Origin of the sequence: Sphingobium aquiterrae (genome assembly GCF_037154135.1) — a bacterium.
Taxonomy (GTDB): Bacteria; Pseudomonadota; Alphaproteobacteria; order Sphingomonadales; family Sphingomonadaceae; genus Sphingobium; species Sphingobium aquiterrae.
Genome location: NZ_JBANFL010000008.1, coordinates 123,498 through 141,442, shown reverse-complemented (window position 1 = coordinate 141,442; position 17,945 = coordinate 123,498). Strand labels below are relative to the sequence as shown.

Annotated in this window: 15 protein-coding genes; 6 read left to right on the top strand and 9 right to left on the bottom strand. The window is 67.7% G+C overall.

Going from position 1 to position 17,945, the window contains the following annotated elements; genetic code table 11:
* Positions 1-21 precede the first annotated feature (21 nt).
* Positions 22-696, bottom strand: a complete 675-nt coding sequence (locus tag WFP78_RS10580; protein WP_336961599.1) for a TetR/AcrR family transcriptional regulator — start codon at positions 694-696, stop codon at positions 22-24.
* Between the two features lie 87 nt (positions 697-783).
* On the opposite strand from WFP78_RS10580, the gene WFP78_RS10575 reads away from it, so the two are divergent.
* The 3 genes from WFP78_RS10575 to WFP78_RS10565 are packed head-to-tail and all read left to right on the top strand — an operon-like array spanning position 784 to position 4,965.
* A complete protein-coding gene (locus WFP78_RS10575) occupies positions 784-2,256 on the top strand; it encodes an efflux transporter outer membrane subunit (protein ID WP_336961596.1) in 1,473 nt (490 codons plus the stop codon).
* Entirely contained in the window at positions 2,249-3,391 is a 1,143-nt protein-coding gene (locus tag WFP78_RS10570; protein WP_336961593.1) for an HlyD family efflux transporter periplasmic adaptor subunit, read from the top strand. Before WFP78_RS10575 ends, WFP78_RS10570 begins: the two co-directional genes overlap by 8 nt.
* A 44-nt stretch (positions 3,392-3,435) precedes the next feature.
* Positions 3,436-4,965, top strand: coding sequence for a DHA2 family efflux MFS transporter permease subunit (locus tag WFP78_RS10565; RefSeq protein WP_336961590.1), 1,530 nt, complete (start codon positions 3,436-3,438; stop codon positions 4,963-4,965).
* Between the two features lie 99 nt (positions 4,966-5,064).
* On the opposite strand, the gene WFP78_RS10560 is transcribed toward WFP78_RS10565, so the two are convergent.
* Entirely contained in the window at positions 5,065-5,781 is a 717-nt protein-coding gene (locus WFP78_RS10560) for an alpha/beta fold hydrolase (RefSeq protein WP_336961587.1), read from the bottom strand.
* 5 nt (positions 5,782-5,786) lie between these two features.
* A complete protein-coding gene (locus WFP78_RS10555; RefSeq protein WP_336961584.1) occupies positions 5,787-6,998 on the bottom strand; it encodes a BaiN/RdsA family NAD(P)/FAD-dependent oxidoreductase in 1,212 nt (403 codons plus the stop codon).
* 152 nt (positions 6,999-7,150) lie between these two features.
* On the opposite strand from WFP78_RS10555, the gene WFP78_RS10550 reads away from it, so the two are divergent.
* Both WFP78_RS10550 and WFP78_RS10545 read left to right on the top strand, forming a co-directional pair.
* Complete coding sequence (locus WFP78_RS10550; protein WP_336961581.1) at positions 7,151-8,602, top strand: ABC transporter substrate-binding protein; 1,452 nt, start codon at positions 7,151-7,153, stop codon at positions 8,600-8,602.
* A gap of 24 nt (positions 8,603-8,626) precedes the next feature.
* Entirely contained in the window at positions 8,627-9,049 is a 423-nt protein-coding gene (locus WFP78_RS10545) for a DUF4112 domain-containing protein (protein WP_336961578.1), read from the top strand.
* Positions 9,050-9,324: 275 nt separating this feature from the next.
* Here WFP78_RS10545 and WFP78_RS10540 read toward each other — a convergent pair whose 3' ends face one another.
* The 6 genes from WFP78_RS10540 to WFP78_RS10515 form a co-directional block, all read right to left on the bottom strand.
* Positions 9,325-10,083, bottom strand: coding sequence for a ribonuclease T2 family protein (locus tag WFP78_RS10540; protein WP_419722950.1), 759 nt, complete (start codon positions 10,081-10,083; stop codon positions 9,325-9,327).
* A 124-nt stretch (positions 10,084-10,207) separates the two neighbouring features.
* The gene (nadC, locus tag WFP78_RS10535) at positions 10,208-11,077 is read right to left on the bottom strand and encodes a carboxylating nicotinate-nucleotide diphosphorylase (RefSeq protein WP_336961573.1); all 870 of its coding nucleotides are present in this window, start codon (positions 11,075-11,077) and stop codon (positions 10,208-10,210) included.
* A gap of 82 nt (positions 11,078-11,159) precedes the next feature.
* Positions 11,160-12,575, bottom strand: a complete 1,416-nt coding sequence (gene cls, locus WFP78_RS10530) for a cardiolipin synthase (RefSeq protein WP_336961781.1) — start codon at positions 12,573-12,575, stop codon at positions 11,160-11,162.
* A gap of 297 nt (positions 12,576-12,872) precedes the next feature.
* Positions 12,873-13,859, bottom strand: a complete 987-nt coding sequence (gene nadA / locus WFP78_RS10525) for a quinolinate synthase NadA (protein WP_336961570.1) — start codon at positions 13,857-13,859, stop codon at positions 12,873-12,875.
* A 48-nt stretch (positions 13,860-13,907) separates the two neighbouring features.
* Positions 13,908-14,621, bottom strand: coding sequence for a DUF4230 domain-containing protein (locus WFP78_RS10520; RefSeq protein ID WP_336961568.1), 714 nt, complete (start codon positions 14,619-14,621; stop codon positions 13,908-13,910).
* The gene (locus WFP78_RS10515; RefSeq protein ID WP_419722947.1) at positions 14,615-15,499 is read right to left on the bottom strand and encodes an MBL fold metallo-hydrolase; all 885 of its coding nucleotides are present in this window, start codon (positions 15,497-15,499) and stop codon (positions 14,615-14,617) included. The genes WFP78_RS10520 and WFP78_RS10515 overlap by 7 nt, the downstream gene beginning before the upstream one ends.
* Positions 15,500-15,780: 281 nt before the next feature.
* Between WFP78_RS10515 and WFP78_RS10510 the strand changes: the two genes are divergently transcribed.
* Complete coding sequence (locus tag WFP78_RS10510; protein WP_336961562.1) at positions 15,781-17,757, top strand: putative bifunctional diguanylate cyclase/phosphodiesterase; 1,977 nt, start codon at positions 15,781-15,783, stop codon at positions 17,755-17,757.
* Positions 17,758-17,945: the final 188 nt, after the last annotated feature.

Genomic DNA, 17,945 nt, shown 5'->3' with positions numbered 1-17,945 from the left:
CGCAGGCCATGCGCCGGGGCGTCACGACGCCCCGGCGTCGCCCCCCTTCGGGTCTTCCTTCGCCGGGGCATAGGCGCGCAGGAAAATATCCGCCGCAAAACACGCATCCGCTTCGATCTTGGCGGGATCGCGCGTCTCCACACGCCACATCATCCGCTGGTGATGCCCGCCGATGCACAGGGAGACGAGCGCCCGCGCCGCCAGCAGCGGGTCGTCCGCCCGCAAGCCGCCCCTGGCCATATGCTCCTCCAGGAAACCGGAGAGCAGCCTGAGTGTCATCATCGGCGCGCGCTCGAAGAAAATCGGCCCCAGTTCGGGGAAACGCGCGCCCTCCGCCTGGATCACCCGATGCAGGGCCAGCGCTTCGGGCGATGTCACCTTTTCCAGGAAGCCCCTGCAGAACCGTTCCACCGTGGCGCGCAGGTCATCGCCCGGATGCAGCAGCACCTTGAGCCGCTCGCGATATTCCGCCGTCGCGCTTTCCAGCACGGCCGAGAACAGGGCCTCCTTCGACGGGAAATAGGACCATAGCGTGCCCTTCGATCCCCCCAGGGTCGCGGCGATGGCGGACATCGACGTGCCTGCATAGCCCTGCTCAAGAAACGATGCCTGCGCGACCGTGATGATGGCGGCGCGGCGGTCTTCCTTACGGGCTTCGCGGCGAGTTTGCGCCTTGTTGGTCCAGCAGCTTTCCATAACCATACTATAGAGTACGATTTTCGATTGACAAGATCGGGGATACCCCCCACATGCGGTTCCGTACCAACCAGTACGGTTTTAATCATGAACGCAAATCACACATATGGGCGGATTTTCGCGGCTCTGCTTGGCAGCGCTGCCATGCTCTCCGCCTGTGCGCCGGTGCCGCAGCTCGGCGCCCGGCCACAGGTACGCGCGGCCGGCAGCATCGCGGCGGAACGCTCCCTGGGTGCCGCGACGGATGCCGCCACGCAATGGCCCGGCGCCGACTGGTGGTCGGCCTATGCCGACCCGCAACTGAGCGCGCTGATCGAGGAAGGACTGAAGGGCGCGCCCGATCTGGCCGCCGCGATCGCCCGTGTGCGCCAGGCCGATGCCTATGCACAGCAGGCGGGCGCCGCCCTGCTGCCTCGCCTGAACGTCGACGGGACGGCGAGCGAAAACAAGCAGAGCTACAATAACGGCATCCCCGCCGAATTCGTGCCGAAGGGGTGGAACGACACCGGGCGCGTGACCGCCAATCTGGGTTTCGACATCGACCTGTGGGGCCGCAACCGCGCCGCGCTGGCGGCCGCGACATCCGATGCGGAGGCCGCCCGGCTGGAGCTGGCGCAGACCCGCCTCACCCTCTCCACCGCCATCGCCACCGCCTATGCCGATCTCGCCCGGCTCCATGCCGACCGCGACGTGCTGGCGGCGACGGTGGACATCAGAACGCGCACCCAGGCGCTTGTCGCCCAGCGCGTCGCCACCGGGCTTGGCAATCGCGCCGACCTGAAGCTGGCCGATGCCGCCGTGCCGACCGCCCGCGCGGAGCTGGCCGCGACGGACGAATCGATCGCCCTCACCCGCAACCGGATCGCCGCGCTGATCGGCGCCGGGCCGGATCGCGGCCTTGCCATCGCGCGGCCAGGCGCAACGGTCGCCGCGCGCGGCATCCCCGCCGGCGCGACGACCGATCTGGTCGGCCGGCGCCCGGACGTCGCCGCAGCCCTTGCGCGGGTGCATGCGGCCGCCAGCCGGATCAAGGTGGCGCGGGCGGATTTCTACCCCGCGCTCAGCCTCAACGCCCTGTTCGGCGTCCAGTCTCTGGGCCTGTCCAACCTGTTCGACGGCGGCTCCACTTATGGCAATGCCGGCCCGGCGATCAGCCTGCCGCTGTTCCAGGGCGGCGCGATCTCCGGCCGTTACCGTGGCGCGCGCGCCACCTATGACGAGGCGGTCGCGAGCTATGACAAGACCGTCGTCGGCGCCTATCAGGATGTCGCCGATGCGGTAACGAGCCAGACCATGCTGGTCGCGCGCCTTGCCGATGCGCACAAGGCTTCGTCGGACACGCAGGAAGCCTATGATCTGGCGCTGCAGCGCTATCGCGGCGGGCTTTCCACCTATCTCGACGTGCTGACGGCGGAGCAGAACCTGCTCGCGAGCCGCCGCACCGTCGCGACGCTGGATGCGCGCGCCTTCACCCTCGACGTCGCGCTGGTGCGCGCGCTGGGTGGCGGCTTTTCCCGTTCCTCCCTCTCCATGACGTCCAAGGACAAGACCCGTGGCTGACACTGCAGAAACCCAGGCCCCCGACCAGAACGGGGCAGAAAAGAATGGCGCGGCGCGCCGCAAGCTGCTGACCGGCATCGGTGTCGCCGTTGCGGTGATCGCGGTCATCGTCGGCCTTTGGTACGTCCTGGTCGCCCGCAACCGGGTGACGACGGACAATGCCTATGTCGGCGCCGACAGCGCGCAGGTGACGCCGATGGTCGCCGGACAGGTGCTGGACGTGGCGGTATCCGACACGCAGGCGGTCAGGCGCGGCGACATCCTGCTGCGCATCGACGATCGCGATACCCGCATCGCCCTGGCCCAGGCGGAGGCGGACCTGGCCCGCGCCCGCCGCCAGTTCGGCCAGACGGCGGCGACCAGCACCGCCCTGTCCGCCCAGCTGGACGCGCGCGCCGCCGACATCGCCCGCGCGCGCGCCGAAGTGACCGCCGCACAGGCCAATTACGACAAGACCCGGATCGACCTCGACCGGCGGCGCACGCTGGCGCCCAACGGCGCTGTCTCCGGCGAGGAGCTGACGACCGCGACCAACGCCTTCGCCGCGGCGAAGGCCGCATTGGTGCAGGCGCAGGCGGGCCTGGTGCAGGCGGGCGCGACCCGTGGCGCCGCCGCCGGCAGCCTCGCGGCGAACGACGCCCTTATCAAGGGCACCACCGTCGCCACCAATCCCGAAGTGCTGGCGGCGCAGGCCGCCGTCGCCAAGGCGCGGCTGGACCTTGACCGCACGGTCGTCCGCGCGCCGCTGGACGGCATCGTCACCCGCCGCCAGGTGCAGGTGGGCCAGCGCATCGCGGCCGGCACGACGGTGATGACCATCGTTCCACTGAACCAGCTCTATGTCGACGCCAATTTCAAGGAAGGCCAGCTTGCCAAGGTGAAGGTGGGCCAGCCGGTGACGCTGACGTCCGACCTTTATGGGGGCGGCGTCACCTATCATGGCAGGGTCGCCGGCTTTTCCGGCGGCACGGGGTCGTCCTTCGCGCTGATCCCCGCGCAGAACGCCACCGGCAACTGGATCAAGGTGGTGCAGCGCCTGCCCGTCCGCGTGAAGCTGGACCCGCATGAGCTGGCCGCGCATCCGCTGCGGGTGGGCCTGTCGATGGACGTGGACGTCGACATTTCGGGCGACTGACCCGCCCCGTTCCTGCAACCGGCGCAAGCGAAGGCACATCGGCGATGAGCGACATCAGCAAAAGACCGGCCGACTGGTTCCAGCCCCTGACCGGCGCCCGGCTGCTGCTGGCCGGGCTGGTGCTGGCGGCATCCAATTTCATGGTCGTGCTGGACACGACGATCGCCAATGTCTCCGTGCCGCACATCGCCGGCGGGCTGGGCATTTCGGCCAGCCAGGGCACCTGGATCATCACATCCTATGCCGTGGCGGAGGCGATCTGCGTGCCGCTGACCGGATGGCTTGCCGCCCGGTTCGGCACGGTGCGCACCTTCATCATGGGGATGATCGGCTTCGGCATCTTTTCCACCCTGTGCGGCATGTCGACGACGCTGGGCATGCTGGTCGCCTGCCGCATCGGCCAGGGGCTGTGCGGCGGGCCGCTGATGCCGCTGACCCAGACCCTGCTGCTGCGCATCTTCCCGCCCCAAAAGCGGGCGCAGGCGATGGCGATGTGGGCGATGACCACCGTCACCGCGCCGATTTTCGGCCCCATCCTGGGCGGCACCATCAGCGACAACTGGTCGTGGCACTGGATTTTCTTCATCAACATCCCGGTCGCCATCGCCTGCGCCTTCGGTGCGATGCGCCTGCTGCGCCGCGCCGAGACGCTGCTTGTCCATCAGCCGATCGACCGCATCGGCCTGGCGCTGATGGTGCTGTGGATCGGCGCGCTGCAGATCATGCTGGACCTGGGGCGGGAACATGACTGGTTCGGCGATCCCCTCATCGTCGCCCTCGCGGTGATCGCGGCAATCGGCTTTGCCGTCTTCATCGTCTGGGAAATCACCGAGCGCCAGCCGATCGTCGACCTGCGGGTGTTCCGCCATCGCGGCTTCACCGTCAGCACCATCTCGCTCTCCTTCGCCTTCGGCACCTTCTTCGCGTCGGTGGTCATCCTGCCGCAATGGATGCAGCAGAGCCTGGGCTACACCGCGACCTGGGCCGGCTATGCCACCGCGTTCAACGGCGTCGGCGCCGTCATCATGTCCCCCATCGTGGCGAAGCTGGCGAATAAATGGGACCCGCGCGGGCTGGTGTGCTTCGGCATATTGTGGCTGGGCATGACCTCCCTGCTGCGCACGATGTGGACGAGCGACGCCGATTTCTGGACGCTGGCGATGCCGCAGATGCTGCAGGGCATCGCCATGCCCTTCTTCTTCATTCCGTTGACGACCATCGGGCTGGGCGCCGTGGAGCCGCATGAAACGGCGTCCGCGGCGGGCATCATGGCGTTCATGCGCACGATGTCGGCCGCCATCGGCACCTCTGTCGCGACCACCATATGGGACGATTATGCCCGGTCGGCGCGCAGCAACCTGTCCGGGCTGGTCAACAGCGGCGCCCTGCCGGCCTCCAACCTGAGCACGGAACAGGTGAGGCGCCTGATCGAGCAGCTGGTCGACAAGGAAAGCCTGGCAATCGCGACGAACCATATCTTCGCCATCGCCGCGGTGATCTTCTTCTTCTCGGCGATGATCATCTGGCTCTCGCCGCGCCCCTCACACCCCGTCGATCCCAGCGCCGCGCACTAAGGCGATTTCTAATCAGATGGAATCATTTGATGACTCGGAAATCGTGTAAAATCAACAAACTGGCGCGGTTGATCCGACGCAGTCGGATCGCAAACCGCTCTAGGGCGCGAGCGTCAGCAGGCAGCGCGCCAGCGCATCCGGTTGGGAGACGGCCGGCGAATGATCGCTCTCAAGCGTGAACAGCGGGACGCAGGGCAGCGCCGCCTGCATCGCGCGTTGCAGGGGCAGCGGCACGGTGAGGTCGCCGGTGCATTCGACATAGGCGCGCGGCACCGTGCCGAAGCGCGCCTCGCTGAGTGTCAGCGGGGTTGCGAACACATCCATGGGCTCGGCGCACAGCCGCGCGACGGCGCGGTCGCGCCATTGCGGCGGCGTGGCCGAATAGATGACGTCGGCGGCAGCCTGCGGCACCAGGGTCGTGCTGTTATGCGGGCCGGACTTCAGCATCTTGCCGGTCGCGCGCGGGGGATCGCTGTGCGAGACCTCCAGCAGCGTGCCGCCGTCCGGGATGAGGAACGCCGCGACATAGACAAGGGTCGCCACTTTCTCCGGCACCCGCTCGGCCGCTTCGCTGATGACGATCCCGCCCCGGCTGTGCCCGGCGAGGATCACCGGCTCCGCCTGCGCGCGCAGGATATCGGCGACCTGATCGGCCCAGAGCGCCAGCGACACATGCTCCAGCGGCGTGTCGTCGGCGCCCATGCCTTTCAGGTCCGGCGCGATCACCCGATGCCCCGCCGCTTCCAGCAGCGGCACGATCCGCTCCCAGGCCCAGGCGCCATGCCAGGCACCATGCACAAGCACATAGGTCGCCATGCCGTTCATCCCTCCCCGGTCGCGATCGCCTGCCCCGCGGCCCAGCCGCTGGCCCAGGCCCATTGGAAATTATAGCCGCCCAGCCAGCCGGTGACATCCACCGCCTCGCCAATGGCGTAAAGCCCCGGCAGATGCCGCGCCGCCATGGTGCGGGACGACAGGCCGGCGGTGGAGATGCCGCCCGCCGCCACTTCCGCCCTGGCATAGCCTTCCGACCCGTTGGGCATGAAGGTCCATCCCGCCAGCCGCTTGCCGGCCTCCGCCAGCGCGCGGTCGGGCAGGTTGGCAAGCTCGCCCGGCAGCGCCATGCGCTCGGCCAGCGCTTCGGCGAGCCGGGCGGGCAGCGCCGCCGACAGGAGCAAACGCAAGGTCGCGCGCGGCTGCGCCCGTTTGGCGGCGAGCAGCCAGTCGCCCTCCCGATCCGGCAGGAAGTCGATGGTGACGGGCTGGCCGTGGCGCCAGTAGGAAGAGACCTGCAGGATCGCCGGGCCGGACAGCCCGCGATGGGTGAACAGCGCCGCTTCCCGGAACGATGCCTTGCCGCTGCGCGCGACCACCTCCGTCGACACGCCGGACAGCGCGCGGAACAGCGCCTCTTCGCCGGGCAGGGTCAGCGGCACCAGCGCCGGGCGCGGCTCCACCACCTTCAGGCCGAAACGCCGGGCGATGTCATAGGCGATGCCGCTGGCCCCGACCTTGGGAATGGAGGGGCCGCCGGTGGCGATCACCAGCGCGGGCGCCTGCGCCAGCCGGTCGCCGACCTGCACCGTGAAGCGCCCGTCGGCATGGGATATCTCGCCCAGCGGTTGCCCGAAGGCGAAGGTCACGCCGCCCTTCTCGCATTCCGCGACCAGCATGGCGACGATCTGCCGCGCGGACCCGTCGCAGAAGAGTTGCCCCAGCGTCTTTTCATGCCAGGCGATGCCGTGGCGGTCGACCATCGCGATGAAATCGGCGGCGGTATAGCGGCCAAGCGCGGACTTCATGAAATGCGGATTGGCCGACAGATAGCGGTCGGGCGCGCTGTGGATATTGGTGAAATTGCACCGCCCGCCACCGGAAATCAGGATCTTGCGGCCCGGCTCGTCCCCATGGTCGACCAGTAGCACGCGCCGCCCGCCCTGCCCGGTGACCGCCGCGCACATCAGGCCCGCGCCCCCCGCCCCCAGCACGATCGCATCGAAGTCATGAGCAGGCGCGGAAACGGGGGCAGGCATCGCCCAGCCTATGAACGCATCCGCGCCGAACACCAAGCCTCTTCCCCGCTTGGCGTGGGAGGGATGGCGATGTAGACCCACGGACACGCCCAAGCGAAGAACCATCCGCACAGATCATGCCTGCCCCATTTCCCCTCCCGCCACGCGCAAAAATGCTTTGGGGCACCGTGCTGGCGGCGCTGCTGCTGCCCGGCTGTTCGCAGGAGCAGAGCGGGCCCGTGGTCGTCAGCGTCATCGGCAGCCGCCGCGATCTGGACGAGCCGATGCGCAACATCCTCTCGCCCGCGGCCAAGCTCATCATGGAATCGACCGCGCAGGGGCTGGTCGCTTTCGATGCGGCGGGCGACATCATGCCGGCGCTGGCGGAACGGTGGATCGTGGAGGACGGGGGGCTGAGCTATATCTTCCGCATTCGCCGCGCCCGCTGGTCCACCGATGTCGATGTGACCGCGAAGGAAGTTGCCCGGCTGCTCGACGCGCGGATCAGGGCGAATGTCGCGCTCGATCCGCATGGCGACCTGAACGCCGTCGAAGAGATCGTGCCGATGACCGGCGAAGTCATCGAAATCCGCCTGTCGGCGCCGCGCCCCTATCTGCTGCAGATGCTGGCCCAGCCGCAGATGGGTATCATCCGCAGCGGCGACGGCACCGGCCCCTATCGCGCCGAGGACCGCGACAAGGCGCTGTTCCTGACGCCGGTGCCCGATCCGGACGATGGCGATGGCGCCGACACGCCGGTCGCCCCGCGCGACGATCGCGTGCTGCGCGCGGAACATGCCGCCCATGCCATCGCCCGCTTCCAGCTGGGCCTGTCGGGTCTGGTGCTGGGCGGGCGCTATAGCGACATGCCGCTGCTGACCGGCGCGGACATCGACAATAATGCCGTGCGCATGGACCCGGCGCAGGGGCTGTTCGGGCTGTCGATCACCGGCCATAATGCTTTTCTGGGCGATGCCGCGATCCGCGCGGCGCTGAGCATGGCGGTGGAGCGCGAACGGATACCCTCCGTGCTCTCGCTGGGCCGCTGGACCTTCACCGACCGGCTGCTGCCGCAACAGTTCGACCTGCCCGCCCCGGCCGCGCCGCCGATATGGGACGGGCAATCCATCGACGACCGCCGGGCGGCGGCTGCCGCCGCGGTGGCCAAATGGACGGCGGCGAACGGCGCGGCGCCGGTGCTGCGCGTGGCCATGCCCGCCGGATCGGGCACGCGCCGCCTGTTCGCCACCATCACGGCCGACTGGCAACGGATCGGCGTGCGCGCACGGCTGGTGCCGCTGAACGCCGCGGCCGACCTGATGCTGGTGGACGAGGTCGCCGCCTATGACAGCGCGATCTGGTATCTCGACCGCATCAGCTGCGCGCGCGGCATCCATTGCGACGACAGCGCGGAGGCGCTGCTGGAGAGCGCGGCGCTTGCCACCGACGCGAACCAGCGCGCCGCCACCCTTGCCGAAGCGGCCCGGCGGATCATCGACCATGGCGGCTATATTCCGCTGGGCGCGCCGATCCGCTGGTCGCTGGTCTCCCGCACGCTTAACGGCTTCACCCCCTCCCCGCGCGCGCGCCACCCATTGAACCAGCTGTTCCGCGCCACCAATTAAGAGCGCGAGGGGACAGGAGGATCAATGCCCATTTCCCAGGACCAGTTCGACCGCATCGCCCGCACCCTGCCCGGCATCGGCACCGATCCGCAATCGATCCGCCGCCGGATCGAGATGATGGAGGCGCTGCTGGAGGGGCTGTTCGTCGTTCCGGGCACGCGGTATCGCGTCGGGCTGGACAGCATCGTCGGCCTGGTGCCGGTGGTGGGCGACATCATCACCGCGGGCATGGGCGCGTGGATCGTGTGGGAAGCGCGCAACCTTGGCATGTCGAAGCTGCAGCTGACGCGCATGGCCGCCAATGTCGGCATCGACACGGTGCTGGGCGCCATTCCCTTTGTCGGCGATGCCTTCGATTTCGTCTTCAAGTCGAACAGCAAGAACCTGAAGATCATCAGGAAACATCTGGACCGGCATCATCCCGGCACGGTGACGATCGAGCGCTGAGCGCGATAGGCATTGGGCGACCTATTCCCGTTCGGGCCAAGCCTGCCCCGGATTAGATCCGGGGGCGAACAGGCGCAGGATTAGGCCGAATCGGCATTCAACTCTCTTGAATGATTGAACTATGTTTATTTCAATTCGTCATGCTGAACGTGTTTCAGCATCCATTCCTCCGCGCGCGCGATGGCTTCAGGAGGCGCGATGGATCCTGAAACACGTTCAGGATGACGATGGTCCTGGCGGTAGCCAACCTGCCCCTTTCTGAATGTCGACCCGCCCTAATCCTGCGCCCGTTCGCGCTCGGCCGCTTCCATGTCGAGCTTCAGTTGCAGGGCGGGCCTTGGTGTCGGCCGGGCCGGCAGGGGCCGCTGGGCGATGCGCGGCCCCGGCGTGATGCGCAGTCTTGCCGATAGAGACGCGCCGGGCTTGCCGCCGGGGCAGCGCGCATAGTCGAGCGCGCTGTCGAGGCAAAGCCACAGCTCCTGCAGCCAGCCCTGACGGGTCGTGCTGACGCGGATCATATTGGCGCGCAGGCTGGGATTGGCTGCGGCGAACGCCTGCACGAAACCCCCGACCGTCAGCGAAGGGCGGCGCGCGAGCGCGGTCATGTCGGGATAGCGGATATCCTGGTAGAGGGCGCGGGAGAGGTTGAAATACAGCTCCGGCTTCGTGGTCATGCAGGTGCCGTGCTTGGCCCATTCATGCTGCAGCAACTGGGCCGAAGGCGTGGTGCAGAGATTGTCGCGAATGACCTTCTGCGGCAGCAGCGCGGTAGAGCGGCAATATTGCGGCCAATCCCGCCCGCGCCCGTCGGGCCACAAGCCATGGAGCGTGAAGCCGAAGCGCCCGGCGCGGGCGCTGCACTGGAACTCGCCGCGATGGGCGGGCGAGAAGCAATATTGCGGCGTCCAGCTGAGCGCCAGCGTATAGCCGCCGATGGGCAGCAGCCGCCGGGGTTGCCCGGCATCCGGCAGCTCGGGCCGGGGGCGCGGCAGGGCAGCAGGCGCGCTGCATTGCGCGACCTGCGCCAATGCCATGCCGGGCAGTCCCCCGCCCGCCAGCGCCGCAAAAAGGGCCAGCACCGCCGGCAGCGGCGCGCGCTTCGACTTGTTTTCCCTGATTTCCCAGGCGTTGGAGGAGCCCATCCGGCGCGGAATCACTCTAAAGGCTGGCAAAATCAAGGCCGATGTCCGCCGCCGGTGCCGACTGGGTCAGGCGGCCGACCGAGATATAGGTGACGCCCGTTTCGGCAATCGCCCGGATCGTGTCCAGCGTCACCCCGCCCGATGCCTCGGTCGGCACGCGTCCGCCCACCAGCGCCACCGCGTCGCGCAGCATGGGCGGCGCCATATTGTCGAGCAGCAGATGGGTGGCCCCGGCGGCCAGCGCCGGCGCGATCTGGTCGATCCGGTCGACCTCCACGATGATCCGCGCGATGCCGGCGGCGACGGCGCGGCGCACCGCTTCCTCCACCGATCCGGCGACGGCGACATGATTGTCCTTGATCATCGCCGCATCCCACAGGCCCATGCGGTGATTGGTCGCGCCGCCCATCCGGGTCGCATATTTTTCCAGCAGACGCAGGCCGGGGATGGTCTTGCGCGTGTCGAGCAGGGTCGCGCCGGTGCCCGCGATCCTGTCCACATAGGCGCGGGTCATGGTGGCGATGCCGGTCAGGTGCTGGGCGGTGTTGAGCGCGGACCGCTCCGCCGTCAGCATCGCCCGCCCCCGCCCCTTCAGGCGCATGATGTCGGTGCCGGCGGCGACCTGCTGCCCGTCCTCGACCAGCAGCTCGATCTCCACATCGGGGTCGAGCGCGCGGAAGAAGGCGGCGGCGATCGGCAGGCCGGCGACGGTCACGGCATCGCGGCTGTCCATCACGCCGGTGAAGCTGGCGTCGGCGGGGATCACCGCCTCGCTCGTCACGTCGCGGCCTTCGGGGCCCAGATCCTCCGCCAGCGTCGCCGCGACGAAGGCGTCGGGATCGAAGCCCGGCAGGCTCCAGTCGCGGGTGGTCGTTTCAGTGGTCATGCGCGTCCCCGCGAATCGTCGTTGCTGTTGCTGTGGCGGCTTTTGGCACGGTCGCCCGGCCACGCCCATAGGCGGCGGCGGGTTACAGCAGCGATCCCACCATGCGCGCGACATTCTCGGCGACCTTGCGGTGGAAGGGCCTTGCCTCCCATGTCGCCCGGTCCAGATGGTCGCTGGCCGCCAGATAGCCCTGCTGCACCGCCTCCACCGCCGCGACGGACGCGGCGTCGAGCAGCAGCAGGCTCGCTTCTTCGTTCAACTGGAAGGACCGCATGTCGACATTGCTGGAGCCCACCACCGCCAGCTGCCCATCAATGCTGACCGCCTTCGCATGCAACAGATAGTCGCGATAGGTGTGGATGCGGATGCCCGCCGCCAGCAGCTCGGCATAATAGCTGCTCTGCGCGAAATGGACGAGCCACTGGTCGACCACGGAAGAGAGCACGATATCCACCCGCACCCCGCGCATCGCCGCCGTGCGCATCGCGTCCAGCAGGTCGTCGTCGGGAATGAAATAGGGCGTCACCAGCACCGCATGGGAACGCGCCTGATGCAGCTGCCAGACGAGCAACGTCTTGAACCCTTCCAGCGGATGATTGGCGCCGCTGGGCAGCAGTTGCGCCACCACATCGCCCGTCGGCTCGGGGATGACCAGCGGGACGTCCGGCAGGCTGCGCGTTTCCATATACCAGTCGGCGCGGACCAGCGCTTCCATCTCCGCCACGACGGGGCCGGTGACGCGGGCGACCAGTTCCCGGTTGACGATGCCGGGCTTGAAATCGGGCGCGACGATATTCTGCGATCCGACATAGCCGATCTCGCCGTCGATCACGAAGAGCTTGCGGTGGTTGCGCATGTCGCGCCGGGTGCGCCCGCGCAGCCAGCGCAGCGGCAATGCCTGGCGCACATCGACGCCGGCCTGCTCCAGCATCGGCCGCAACCCCTTTCGCCACGGGCGCGAGCCCACCGGATCGAACATCACCTGGCAGGGCACGCCGCGCGCGACGGCGCGGCCCAGCGCCTCCGCCACCCGATGCCCCACGGCATCGTCGGCGAAGATATAGACGAGGATGCGCACATGCCGCCGCGCGCCGTCGATGTCCGCCACCAGCCGGTCGATGGCCTCGCCATAGTCGGCGATCAGGGCGACGGCATTGCCCGCCGTCGCCGGCATCTGCCCCAGCGCATGGCTGAGCGCGACGATCGGGTCGCGCCCGGCATCGGGCGGCGGCGCGACAATGGCCAGCCGCTGGCCGACGACGGTGAACCACGGCTCCAGTTCGCGAAAGCGCATCCGCCGCCATTCGGGGAAGCGCGGGCTGCCGATGGTCCAGAACAGCAGCAGCCCCGGCACCGGCAGGAAGAAGATGAGCAGCAGCCACGCCCGCGTCGCCGCCGGACTGCGGCGAAAGGGCACGGTCAGCAGCGCGCCCAGCCGGATGATCCATTCCAGCGTGTAGAAGGCCGCGCCCAGATCGCTTTGCGGAAGGCCCATTATGCGTCCGGCCCACTTTGCCAGCCCTTTGCCGCCGGCCATGCGCGGCAGGCGTCGCCGGGCGAACAGATATGTTCAGGCGCGATCATGCCGCCATCTAATCGCCCGCCGACGATTGTGACAATCGCTTTTGGCCGGAGAGCAGCGACGGCCGCCCTGCCGGCATTGCTTGCCCGCATGATCCAGCGGCGATGGCCGCGCGCCAAGGGCGGCCTTCGGTTCGGACAATCTCATGCCCTGGCGGTCGAACAACGGGAAGATCGCCCCCAGAAACGAGGGGCAAGCCATAGGATAAAGGGCTTAACGCGCGCCCAGATCGCCCTGCCCGACCGTGTTGCTCGCCATTTCCAGCATCCGGTCGAGGCTCTTCTTCGCGGCGAGGCGCAGCCCCTCCTCCATCTCGATCCGGGGCGTCAGGTCGCGCAGCGCCAGGTACAGCTTCTCCATGGTGTTGAGCGCCATATAGGGGCAGATGTTGCAGTTGCAGTTGCCGTCCGCGCCGGGGGCGCCGATGAAGGTCTTTTCCGGCACCGCCTTTTCCATCTGGTGGATGATATGCGGTTCGGTAGCGACGATCAGCGTGTCGCCGGGCATCGTCTTGGCAAAGTCCAGGATGCCGCTGGTCGAGCCGACATAATCGGCATGGTCGACGATATAGGGCGGGCATTCGGGGTGCGCGGCAATCGGCGCGTCGGGGTGCTGCGCCTTGAGCTTCAGGAGTTCGGTTTCGCTGAACGCCTCATGCACGATGCAGACGCCGGGCCACAGCAGCATCTCGCGCCCCAGCTTGCGGGCGAGATAGCCGCCCAGATGCTTGTCCGGGCCGAAGATGATCTTCTGGTCCTTCGGGATCTGCGAGAGAATCTTTTCGGCGGACGAGCTGGTGACGATGATGTCACTGAGCGCCTTCACCTCCGCCGAGCAATTGATATAGCTGAGCGCGATATGATCGGGGTGCGCTTCCCGGAACGCCTTGAACTGCGCGGGCGGGCAGCTGTCCTCCAGCGAGCAGCCGGCGTCCATGTCCGGCAGGACGACGATCTTCTGGGGCGACAATATCTTTGCGGTTTCCGCCATGAAGCGCACGCCGCAAAAGGCGATCACGTCCGCGTCGGTCTCCGCCGCCTTGCGCGACAGCTCCAGCGAATCGCCGACGAAATCGGACAGGTCCTGAATTTCGGGCTTCTGGTAATAATGACCCAGAATGACGGCATTGCGCTCCTTGCGCAGCCGGTCGATCTCCGCGCGCAGGTCCAGTCCCTGTGGAATGGCGGTAATCGCGTTCATGTCCTTACTCCCTCAGGCCCCATGCTCCTATGGACCAGTACCGGCGCCCTAACGGGCGGGCGGGCGATTGGCCAGTACCTCGTTGATCGGGGTGGTGACGTCCCATTGGTCCTTGTTGGTCGGGAAACGCTCGGGCGGAAAGGTCACGACCACCCGCGCGTCACCATAGCCCATTTTGGCGAGCGGGGCGCCGAGCAAACGGCCCAGCGCCTTGCGCCCGTTCTCGCGCGCCTGCGCCATGCGCTCGGCGGAGCGGGCGACCGTTTCCGCCTGGCCCTGCGCATGGGCGGACGCGCGCCGGCTCAGCTCCTCGCCCGCCTGGCGGGTGACGAACAGGCCGTTGGTCTGCACCAGCGTCCGGCGGCTCTCGTCCACATTGGCGCGCGCCGCCTTCACGTCGGGCGCATTGACGATCAGCGTGCGGGACGATTCTACCCATTCCAGATCGCCCGGCCCGATGGCGCCGACATCCACGAAATAATCGACGCTGAAGGGCATCTTCACGACCTGATCGGATTTCAGCAGGCCAAAGCCGCGAATGTCCGATGCCGTGCTCTGCACCGTGCCGGACAGTTCCGACACCTTCAGGCTGCTGGCGCCGACAAAGCGCTCGGCGATCACTTTGGTGATGGCGGTGCCGTCCTCCTCGGCGGTGACGACATAGTCGCGGCTATAGAGCCGCCAGCCCAGGGCGATCGCGAGGATCAAGGCAAGGAGCAGCGCCACCGATACCCCGGCCAGCGCCCGCCGGGCCGTCAACATGCGCGCCATCGCCCGTCCGCAGTCGCACGCGCCAGCCCGCGCTGCTGCAGGTCGATCAGATGCGCCAGCACCGATCGGCCGGCGGCGGGGTGCAGGCCGGGGTCGATGCCCTTGTACATCTGCAGCACCATGTCGGGGATGGCGACCTCCTCCTCCCCGATCAGCCGCATGATCTGCCCCTCGCGATGCTTGCGATGGCCCATCATGCCGCGCACCAGCCGCTGCGGCTTTTCCACCGGATCGCCATGCGCCGGGTAATAGATGGCGTCCTCGCGCGCCAGCAGCAGCTGCATGGAGCGCATATAGGCAGCCATGTCGCCATCGGGCGGGGACACGACGCTGGTCGACCAGCCCATCACATGATCGCCGGTGAACAGCGCCCTTTCCTCTTCCAGCGCATAGCACAGATGGTTGGACGTATGCCCCGGCGTCGCCAGCGCGCGCAGCGTCCAGCCATCGCCCGCCAGCGCCTCGCCATCCTCCAGCACGCGGTCCGGCGCATAATCGGCGTCGAAGGCGGCGTCGGCGCGCGGGCCATCGTCATTCAGGGTGAGCGGCGCGCAGCCGATGATCGGCGCGCCCGTCTCCGCCGCCAGCGGCGCGGCGGCGGGGCTGTGATCGCGATGGGTGTGGGTGCAGACGATCGCCCGCACCGGCCGGCCGCCGATCGCCCGCATCAGCGCGGCCAGATGGTCCGGCGCCGCCGGGCCGGGATCGATCACGGCCACGTCGCCGGCGCCCACGACATAGGTCTGGGTGCCCCAATAGGTGAAAGGCGACGGATTGGGCGCCAGCACCCGGCCGACGAGCGGCGTCAGCTGCATCAGATCGCCCGCCGGCGGCCTGTCCGTGTCGATCGGCATGTCCATGCCCCCCATGTGCCATCTGCCGCGGCGATTTCAAGCGGGGCGGCATGCAATAGGGGCGGCGGGACCGTCCGCCCTCTCCCTCCCGAAAACAATTTCGATGTCGCGGGAAGACCGGCAACGGCCACAATATTTCATAGGCTTAGGCCGCAGCTATGCTCATCGGGACCAGATCGCGACGCCCGCTGCCCTCGCCGTTTAAGCCACGCTTAAACTATTTTTGCGATGGCCTCCCGAACGAGGGAGATTCCAGACAGTATATGCCGCCCCGGTTCGATTCCTTTTCCTGGCTTATGCTGCGACGAACCAATCCGGTCGTGGCCGTTGCGCAGTTTCACGCGCTGCGCCGGCAGGTTCCCTTTCTCTATGCGCTGTTGACGGTGAACGGCTGGGCGGTCGCCTACACCCATTTCGGCATCGCGCCCGACAGCCTGACCATCGGCGCCAGCATGATCCTTACCGGCATCTGCCTGACGCGGATGATCGCCTGGATCATGCCCATGCGCACCGCGATCACGGCAGAGGCCGCCATCGGGAAACTGCGCCGGACCACCCTTTTCGCCGGCCTGCTGGCGGTCGCCTTCGTCGCATGGTCGCTGATGCTCGACCGCTATGGCGGCGCCTTTGCGCGCGGCCATGTCGCGCTGTTCATCGCGATCACGGTGATCGGCTGCATCTTCTGCCTGATGAGCCTGCCGCAGGCGGCGCTGCTCGTCACCGTGCTCGTGACCATTCCCTATATGGTCTATTATCTCTGGTCGGGCGAACCGGTGTTCATCGCCATCGCGACCAATATCGCGCTGGTGACGGCAGTGATGATCCATGTGCTGCTCTCCAGCTTCCGCAGCTTCACGATCATGGTGGAATCCCGCGCGGAACTGGCCAGCAAGCAGGCCGAGGCGCAGCGGCTGAGCGACGAGAATGCGCGCCTGGCCCATACCGACAGCCTGACCGGACTGCCCAATCGCCGCTTCTTCTTCTCCCGCCTGGAAGAGCTGATCGCCCAGCGCCGGAAAGACCGGGAACCCTTTGTCGTCGGCGTGATGGACCTCGACCGGTTCAAGCCGGTCAACGACACCTACGGCCATGTGCTGGGCGACCGGCTGCTGGGCGAGATCGGCGACCGCCTTTATGCGGTGTCCGGCCCGGACATGGTCATCGCGCGGCTGGGCGGCGACGAATTCGGCCTGATCCTGACCCATGGCGCGGGCGACGCGATGCGCGTGGGCCAGATGCTGTGTGACCTGATCGGCCAGCCCTTCATGTTCGACGACATCCGCATCACGCTCGGCTGTTCCTGCGGCATGGCGATCTTCCCGGATGCCGGGACGAGCGCGCATGAGCTGTTCGACCGCTCCGACTATGCGCTCTATCATGTCAAATCGCGGCGGGCGGGCGGCTGCGCGCTGTTCTCGCTGGAGCATGAAACCCGCATCCGCTCCGAGCGCGCTATCGAGGCCGCCCTGCAGAGCGCCGATTTCGAGGCGGAAATGGAAGTGCATTTCCAGCCGATCGTCGACACGGACAGGATGGCCGTGATCGGTGTCGAGGCGCTGGCCCGCTGGACCAGCCCCACGGTCGGCCCGGTGTCGCCCGAGCGGTTCATCGGCATTGCCGAGCGCGTCGGCCTGATCCACGCCATCACCCTCACCCTGTTCGAAAAGGCGCTGCGGCAGGCGGAAACGCTGCCGCCGGGCATCGGCCTGTCCTTCAACCTTTCCGCCAACGACATCGCATCGCCCGAGACGATCGCGACGATCGTGGCGCTGACCCGCGCGGCCGAAATCCCGCCCGAGACGATCACCTTCGAACTGACGGAGACGGCGCTGATGCGGGATTTCGACCTGGCGGTCGATGCCCTGCACAGGCTGCGGGCAATGGGCGCGCATGTCGCGCTGGACGATTTCGGCACCGGCTATTCCAGCCTCAGCTATCTGCGCCAGCTGCCGCTCGACAAGATCAAGGTGGACCGCAGTTTCGTCGCCGACCTGCACGAACCCTCACGCCGGAACATCGTGACCGCGATCCTGGGGCTCTGCAAGACCATGGCGCTCGACTGCATCGTCGAGGGTATCGAGAATATGCGCCAGCTGGAGCAGATGCGCGAGCTGGGCTGCCACATGGCGCAGGGCTTCCTGTTCGCGCGGCCGATGACGGTGGACGCATTGCGCGCCTGGCTGGGCAGCGACGATATCGGTCGCCACCTGACGACCGGCGGCGGCCCGGCCCGGCCCGCTCCGGAAACCGCCCCGGCCCGGCGCGTCGCTTAGAGCATTTTCCAGTCAGGTGGAATCACCAGACGGCTCAGAAAATGCGTCACATCAAAAGCCTGGAGCGGTTTGCGCATGTGATCCGGCCCGCCTGCAGGCTCCGAACCTCATGCCGCGCACGATCCTCCACGACAAAAAGACGGTCCGGGGGCTGCATCCCCGGACCGTCTCTCTCCCCATCCCCGGGG

Bases quoted from the DNA above. Each gene is read 5' to 3' on its own strand.
- WFP78_RS10520 (WP_336961568.1), bottom strand. From the start codon at position 14,621: ATGTTGACGGCCCGGCGGGCGCTGGCCGGGGTATCGGTGGCGCTGCTC.
- WFP78_RS10550 (WP_336961581.1), top strand. From the start codon at position 7,151: ATGCTTTGGGGCACCGTGCTGGCGGCGCTGCTGCTGCCCGGCTGTTCG.
- WFP78_RS10540 (WP_419722950.1), bottom strand. From the start codon at position 10,083: ATGGCATTGGCGCAGGTCGCGCAATGCAGCGCGCCTGCTGCCCTGCCG.
- WFP78_RS10515 (WP_419722947.1), bottom strand. From the start codon at position 15,499: ATGGGGGGCATGGACATGCCGATCGACACGGACAGGCCGCCGGCGGGC.
- WFP78_RS10555 (WP_336961584.1), bottom strand. From the start codon at position 6,998: ATGCCTGCCCCCGTTTCCGCGCCTGCTCATGACTTCGATGCGATCGTG.
- WFP78_RS10575 (WP_336961596.1), top strand. From the start codon at position 784: ATGAACGCAAATCACACATATGGGCGGATTTTCGCGGCTCTGCTTGGC.
- WFP78_RS10510 (WP_336961562.1), top strand. From the start codon at position 15,781: ATGCTGCGACGAACCAATCCGGTCGTGGCCGTTGCGCAGTTTCACGCG.
- WFP78_RS10565 (WP_336961590.1), top strand. From the start codon at position 3,436: ATGAGCGACATCAGCAAAAGACCGGCCGACTGGTTCCAGCCCCTGACC.
- nadA (WP_336961570.1), bottom strand. From the start codon at position 13,859: ATGAACGCGATTACCGCCATTCCACAGGGACTGGACCTGCGCGCGGAG.
- WFP78_RS10580 (WP_336961599.1), bottom strand. From the start codon at position 696: ATGGAAAGCTGCTGGACCAACAAGGCGCAAACTCGCCGCGAAGCCCGT.
- WFP78_RS10545 (WP_336961578.1), top strand. From the start codon at position 8,627: ATGCCCATTTCCCAGGACCAGTTCGACCGCATCGCCCGCACCCTGCCC.
- WFP78_RS10560 (WP_336961587.1), bottom strand. From the start codon at position 5,781: ATGGCGACCTATGTGCTTGTGCATGGTGCCTGGCATGGCGCCTGGGCC.
- nadC (WP_336961573.1), bottom strand. From the start codon at position 11,077: ATGACCACTGAAACGACCACCCGCGACTGGAGCCTGCCGGGCTTCGAT.